Origin of the sequence: Pseudorhodoplanes sp. (assembly GCF_050250235.1) — a bacterium.
GTDB lineage: Bacteria > Pseudomonadota > Alphaproteobacteria > Rhizobiales > Xanthobacteraceae > Pseudorhodoplanes.
Genome location: NZ_JBFWPA010000229.1, coordinates 1 through 6,171 on the forward strand (window position 1 = coordinate 1; position 6,171 = coordinate 6,171).

The window sequence follows — 6,171 nt, forward strand, 5'->3', positions numbered from 1 at the left end:
CCACCTACTCTCGAAGCATGCTGACCGAGCGCTTGATAAGTTCACGACGGCGCACGTCCTCGCCATCACCGACGGCCTGGCGCGTTTTCCGTCTGAGCAGATGCACACGCACAAGGCATTGAAAACGTTCTTCAAGTGGGCAGTGCAGCGTCAGCTCATCACCAAGTCGCCAGTCGACAACTTGCCGACGCCGGGCAGAGTCAACGACCGCGATCGCCTGCTTACCGACGACGAGCTCGGGAAAATCTACAGCGCCGCCGCCGACCTCGGGTACCCCTTCGGCTTCATCGTTCTCATTTGCATTCACACCGGGCTGCGTCGCGGCGAAGTCGGTGCGCTCAAATGGAGTTGGATCACGACAGAGCTCATCACCATCCCGAAGGAGATCACTAAGAACGGCCGCGAGCACAACCTGCCCAATCTCATCGGCAAAAATCTTCGGCTCATCCCGCGCGGTTCTTCGGACTACCTCTTCCCCACCTCGAACGGCAACCCGTTCTGCGCATGGGGCAAGAACAAACGCAGACTCGATGCGCTCTGCGGTGTCCAAGATTTCGTCCTGCATGATTTCCGACGGTACGTCTCCTCAACGATGCGCCGGCTTGGCGTGCCAATCGACGTGACCGAGACGATCCTCAATCACATCAGCGGCTCCCGCTCACAGATCCAACGCATCTACGATCGGCACGACCGCCTTCCCGAGATGCGAGACGCACTCGCACTCTACGAGAAACATCTCGCCGCCATAATTCACCGCACATCAAAATGACTTAGTGAGAATTTGACCAACTAATCAACTGCTCATTGTCGTTCGCTCCGGATCACCAATGGCTTTGCCGCAGAAAATAGTTGGCTCACATTTGTCGAGCACGAGCGACGAATGCTTCTGGCTCGTAATTACCAATCGTAGGCTTGCGGCGCCCACTGTACGTTGACCCCTTTGGTTCACCATCGCCATGCACATAGTGAAAGAATATCTGGGCAACCCGCATTCCCGGCACGATTCCTATAGGCACTTCACCGCAGTTGAATAACTCAAGAGTAAGGCAACCAGAGAATCCAGGATGAATCCCAGCTGCAGTTTCCACCACCAACCCTCTTCGCCCAAATGTTGATTTGCCTAAGATATAACCGCCGATGTTCGCTGGAAATCTGACCCATTCGAGCGTCGAGGCAAGCACGAAACGCCCTGGATGCAGAATAAATTTCTCCCCAAAGGGTATGTAATGGCTTCTGCTTTCCTTAGCCTCAAACGTTGTCGCATCCTGCGATTGGCTGAGGTCAATCTCGCTAGTTTTCGTCTGCAGCACCACCATAAACCATCGACCGAGCCTCACATCCAGTGAGGCGTCGCCGATTTGCCCTTCCGACCCGTAAAGCGGGCTAGGCGTAACCGATATTCCTTTGCCTGGGTCACTCTGCGCCAATTCGATTTGTTTCTTGATATCATTCCTGCTTAGCATCAAAAAGCTCCGAAAACTCTCCCAACTCCGCAGATTTCAGCACCAGATCAGACAGCCCATGATGAAGGCCACCCAGCTTTTCAAAATCTGCATTGGATCTCACGATGGCCCAAGCGGCATTCACTAAGTCACCAAGGCTAGTCGGCTTGTCGAACGGTATGCCCAACTCAAAATACTTCTTTACGTTGTCCCGCCCACCATCTGAGGCTGGTTGAGATAAGTCGCGCAATCGACTTTCAGCGACTGAGAACATCGAGTCGCGGAGTTTTTCAGCGGCCCTGTCAACGATCTTGTTGAGAAACTTTCCAGTTGAATCCCAAGCCTCCGCTTCGTCAACGAACGCTCCGACAAATTCAACGCCAATACTGATGTTCGCCCGCTCCGCATAGTGTGCGAGCAGCGTTGCACGCTCCTTCGTTGGCGGGTACTCGCTGTACCGACGCTGGGAAACTGTCGGCGCGACAAGATATCTGAAAGCATGCAGGTAGCTCTCTCGGAAGAGAAGCAGTGCAAAGAGATCTGCAAAAATCTCCTCAATCTGAACAGACACAAATTGAGCACACTCCGCAGCGACGGTATTTGCCTGCGGGCTTTCATCCAATGATTGTCCGGGTTTTAATGTCTTTACTTCTGGGAAACGCTCTGAAAGCTCTTGCCTATGATCTTCCAACGCTTGGTATACATGTTTCTCGATGTCCCGCTCGAAGTATCGATCTATCTCGAATCGCCTCCAGACACTGTGACCGAGCTCATGACCTGCAAGTGGAAAAATGAGCACATTCTCTGCCTCGGAAACTGGTAACCCAATAATTATAAAATTCGGCAGCTCGGAGGAACTGAGTGGGTAAGTGAACGGGATATAGTCGTATTCAGCAGAGAGTATCAATCGCACGTCTTTATCGACGAGTGTCCGGCACAATAGGATCAGCGGCCGATAGAATTCGAATGGATTACGAATGTTTGCTGCCCGAGATATTATTCCAGCAAGCTTCGAAACTCTAACCAGTGTAATGTTTACGTCGCGAAGAGCGCTCTTCTGCAAATCAGCGGACATGCCGTCAATCTGGCGCAACCGTTGATTAGCGTCCCCCAACTTGTTGCGTAATTGCTGGATCGCCAGCTTTGAATCAGCATACGGGAACGCTAATTCTTCAGTAGCGCTAAGCTGATTTGTCAGCCTCTCAATCTTTACCTTGGTTGAATTGATCTGCTCTCTCATCCATATGACCGCTCAAGCCGGCGCTCTTCAATCGGTGCGCTCACCAAATCTTCCGAAGCGTACACGAGCAACGCACTGTGCAATTCTATGCAGAACGCTCTTAGCTCTGACAAATGAAGTACGTTCTGCCCTTCCAGCAACTGTTCCGCATGGGAAAGCGTCTCCTTGAACTGGCGGGAGATATCTACTCTTGAATTGAGGGCTGACTGAGTGGTTGCTGCGAGTGCCCGTCTGTATGCAGGGAACAGCTTGAGAGGCCCAACCTGCTGTGGACTGTCTTTTGGCACCGATGCTTTGAGGACATCAACAAGCTCCCTCAGACAAGGCAGCTCAGCCTCCCTTCCTGCTTGAAGGTGCTCGATCTCAATCGCCGCACCAAGCGCCAAATCGCGAATACTTCTCGAGGATCCCAGCTGGCTCATCTTCTCCCCTCCGTTAGGTTCCGCTCGCGCTGACGACTATTCGACTCGCCCTTCGTCGTCGAGGCACACGCTCTCGAGACTTGTTGACAGATCAACTCGACTCGCCTCTGGAACACAGAGAGAACGTATCTCCTTTCGTCTTCCGAATCAACATGTTCGTAAGTCGTACCGAGGCTCCCGCGCTTCGCTTGGGAACACCACGCCTGTGGAGATGTTGTTCGTGCGCGCGCCATCTCAAAATTTGGCATCGGGTTCCTTGACCGCTTGGCTGAAGCGACGAGGCCATGGAGGCCCCCATCTACCGTGCCACCCTCTCCCTTGCTAGTCCACTAAGCTATCAGAACTACTACTCCGCCATCATTGCGCCGAAGTGACGACGCATGCGCGGCGACAATCAAGGTGAGAAGTCAGCGTCAATCAGGATGAGAACTTGCCGGTGGGGGCGGGACGAAGGGAGGGCGTAGCCCGACCGTAGTCCTGCCCCCACCGGCGGCGCGCCTTTCAGGCCCGTCTGGCGGTCGGGAGGGCCGGTGCCAAGCTGTTGATTCGTCTCGGCAACGAGGGGGATCGATCACTTGCCCGGCCTCCACATCAACGACCACCAGATGAGGCTGTACATGAGTTACCGACAGACGCTCTCGCCCGAGGCCGCCGCGGCCAAGGCCGGGTTCTCGACCGCGAGCGCATACCGGATCGAGGCTGATCCAAGGTTGCCGTCGCAGAAGGCGGCACCACGCGACCGGCGCCGCCCCGATCCCCTGGCGCCGTACTGGGAGGGCGAGATCGTGCCGATCCTGGAAGCGGCGCCCGGTATCCGCGCCATCGGCGTTCTGGCCGAGCTGCGCCGACGGCATCCCGAGCTCAACCCCAACATCCGCCGCACCCTGGAGCGACGTATCCGGGCGTGGCGCGCGCTCGAAGGCCCCGAGCAGGACGTGATCTTCCGACAGGAGCACGAGCCCGGACGGCAGGGGCTGTCCGACTTCACCGATACGAGCGCTCTCGGCATCACGATCGCGGGCCAGCCGTTCGATCACCGTCTGTACCATTTCCGACTCGCATTCTCGGGCTTCGAGCACGCTCACGTCGTGCTCGGTGGCGAGAGCTTCGTGGCGCTGGCGGAGGGTCTGCAGAACGCGCTGTGGGCGCTCGGCGGCGTGCCGAAGGAGCATCGCAGCGACAGTCTATCGGCGGCGTTCCGCAACCTCGACGCCAACGCCCAGGAGGACCTCACCGCACGCTATGCCGCGCTGATGCGCCACTACGGCATGGCCCCGTCGCGCAACAATGCCGGCATCGCGCACGAGAACGGTGCGATCGAAAGTGCGCACGGCCACCTGAAGCAGGCGCTGGAGGATGCGCTCCTCTTGCGTGGCACGCGCGACTTCGCCGGCCTCGACGCCTATCGCGGCTTCGTCGACGAGATCGTCGGGCGCCGCAACGCCAACAGCCGAAAGCGCATCGAGCTGGAGCGGGGCACGCTCGGCAAGCTGCCGCCGCGGCGCACGGCCGATTTCGAGGAGAAGGTGATCCCGGTCACCTCCTCGGGCGGCTTCATCCTGCGGCGCGTATTCTACACGGTGCCGTCGCGACTGATCGGGCATCGCCTGCGCGTGCGCATCTTCGACGACCGGCTCGAATGCTTTCTCGGCGCGACGCAGGTTGTGGTACTGCCGCGCGGCCGGCCGGTGTCGGATACGAAGGGCGGCCATGTCGTCGATTACCGGCACGTCATACATGCACTCCGCCGCAAGCCGATGGCGCTGCGCTGTCTCGTCTATCGCGATCGGCTCTTTCCGCGGCCCGAGTACAAGCGTGCGTTCGAGGCCATGACAGAACGAGGCGACGACCGACATGCCTGCAAGGTGACGGTCGAGCTTCTGGCGTTGGCGCACGAGCGCGCGTGCGAGGCTGAGCTTGCCCATGTGATCGGCGCCGATCTCGATGCCGGACGCCTGCCCGACCTGGCCGCGCTGCGCGCTCGCTTCAGGCCCGAGGAGGCCACGATCCCGAGCGTCGCCGTCGAGCTGGCGCCGCTCGGCGTCTACGACGAGCTGGCTGCGATCGAGATCATTGCGGCGAACTCCAATGAGGAGATCGCGGCATGACCACCACAGCCAACTCCATCGATACGGCCCGCGTCGAGCTGTTGCTCGCCGAGCTGCGACTGCCCGGCGTCAAGGCGATCTGGCCGAAGCTCGCGGCGCAGTCCGACAAGGAAGGCTGGCCGGCGGCCCGCTTCCTGGCCGCACTCGCCGAGCACGAGGCAGCCGACCGCACGCGGCGGCGCATCGAACGGCACATGACGGAGGCGAGGCTGCCAGCCGGCAAGACGCTCGCCACCTTCGACTTCGACAGCGTGCCGATGGTGTCGAAAGCCCAGGTGATGGCGCTCGCCTCCGGCGACGCGTGGCTGAAGAACGGCGCCAATCTGCTGTTGTTCGGCCCGCCCGGCGGGGGGAAAAGCCATCTGTCGGCTGCGATCGGGCTCGCACTCGTGGAGAGCGGCTGGCGCGTCCTGTTCCAGCGCACCACCGATCTCGTGCAGCGATTGCAGGTGGCCCGGCGCGAGCTGGCGCTGGAGGCGGCACTGGCCAAGCTCGACCGCTACGATCTCCTGATCCTCGACGACATCGCCTACGTGTCGAAGGATCAAGCCGAGACCAGCGTGCTGTTCGAACTGATCGCGGCGCGCTACGAGCGGCGATCGATGCTCATCACGGCCAACCAGCCGTTCGGCGAATGGGGCCGCATCTTCCCCGATCAAGCCATGACGCTGGCAGCCATCGATCGACTCGTCCATCACGCCACGATCCTGGAGATGAACGTCGAGAGCTACCGCCGAAAGGCCGCGCTCGACCGGAAACGCGGACGCGGCCGGCCGCCAGCGCACACGACGCCGAAGGAGCTGGAAAAAGCTCCTGATTGACGCTCGGCGACGCTACCTCATTGTCGCTCCGCGTCAATCAAACCTTGCCAATCCCGCAGACCGCGACAATCATCTCTCCACCCGACCGCCGCTTCTCATCCTGATTGACGCGGTTCTCATCCAGATCGTCGCGCCATA

General features: G+C 59.3%; 6 protein-coding genes. 3 read left to right on the top strand and 3 right to left on the bottom strand.

Annotation, left to right across the window (positions count from 1 at the left end; translation table 11 throughout):
- The coding region (locus AB7F49_RS37215; protein ID WP_428532346.1) for a tyrosine-type recombinase/integrase at positions 1-769 on the top strand (769 nt) is incomplete at its 5' end.
- 85 nt (positions 770-854) lie between these two features.
- On the opposite strand, the gene dcd is transcribed toward AB7F49_RS37215, so the two are convergent.
- The 3 genes from dcd to AB7F49_RS37230 are packed head-to-tail and all read right to left on the bottom strand — an operon-like array spanning position 855 to position 3,104.
- Complete coding sequence (gene dcd, locus AB7F49_RS37220) at positions 855-1,463, bottom strand: dCTP deaminase (protein WP_428532349.1); 609 nt, start codon at positions 1,461-1,463, stop codon at positions 855-857.
- The gene (locus AB7F49_RS37225; RefSeq protein ID WP_428532352.1) at positions 1,447-2,682 is read right to left on the bottom strand and encodes a hypothetical protein; all 1,236 of its coding nucleotides are present in this window, start codon (positions 2,680-2,682) and stop codon (positions 1,447-1,449) included. Before AB7F49_RS37225 ends, dcd begins: the two co-directional genes overlap by 17 nt.
- On the bottom strand, positions 2,679-3,104 hold the full coding sequence (locus AB7F49_RS37230) for a hypothetical protein (RefSeq protein ID WP_428532355.1): 426 nt from the start codon (positions 3,102-3,104) through the stop codon (positions 2,679-2,681). Before AB7F49_RS37230 ends, AB7F49_RS37225 begins: the two co-directional genes overlap by 4 nt.
- 575 nt (positions 3,105-3,679) lie before the next feature.
- On the opposite strand from AB7F49_RS37230, the gene istA reads away from it, so the two are divergent.
- Complete coding sequence (gene istA / locus AB7F49_RS37235; protein WP_428532358.1) at positions 3,680-5,212, top strand: IS21 family transposase; 1,533 nt, start codon at positions 3,680-3,682, stop codon at positions 5,210-5,212.
- Complete coding sequence (gene istB, locus AB7F49_RS37240; protein ID WP_428532361.1) at positions 5,209-6,033, top strand: IS21-like element helper ATPase IstB; 825 nt, start codon at positions 5,209-5,211, stop codon at positions 6,031-6,033. The genes istA and istB overlap by 4 nt, the downstream gene beginning before the upstream one ends.
- Positions 6,034-6,171 lie beyond the last annotated feature (138 nt).

What these genes read in the sequence shown, in the direction of transcription:
- dcd (WP_428532349.1), bottom strand. Translation starts at nt 1,463, where the DNA reads ATGCTAAGCAGGAATGATATCAAGAAACAAATCGAATTGGCGCAGAGT.
- AB7F49_RS37225 (WP_428532352.1), bottom strand. Translation starts at nt 2,682, where the DNA reads ATGAGAGAGCAGATCAATTCAACCAAGGTAAAGATTGAGAGGCTGACA.
- AB7F49_RS37230 (WP_428532355.1), bottom strand. Translation starts at nt 3,104, where the DNA reads ATGAGCCAGCTGGGATCCTCGAGAAGTATTCGCGATTTGGCGCTTGGT.
- istB (WP_428532361.1), top strand. Translation starts at nt 5,209, where the DNA reads ATGACCACCACAGCCAACTCCATCGATACGGCCCGCGTCGAGCTGTTG.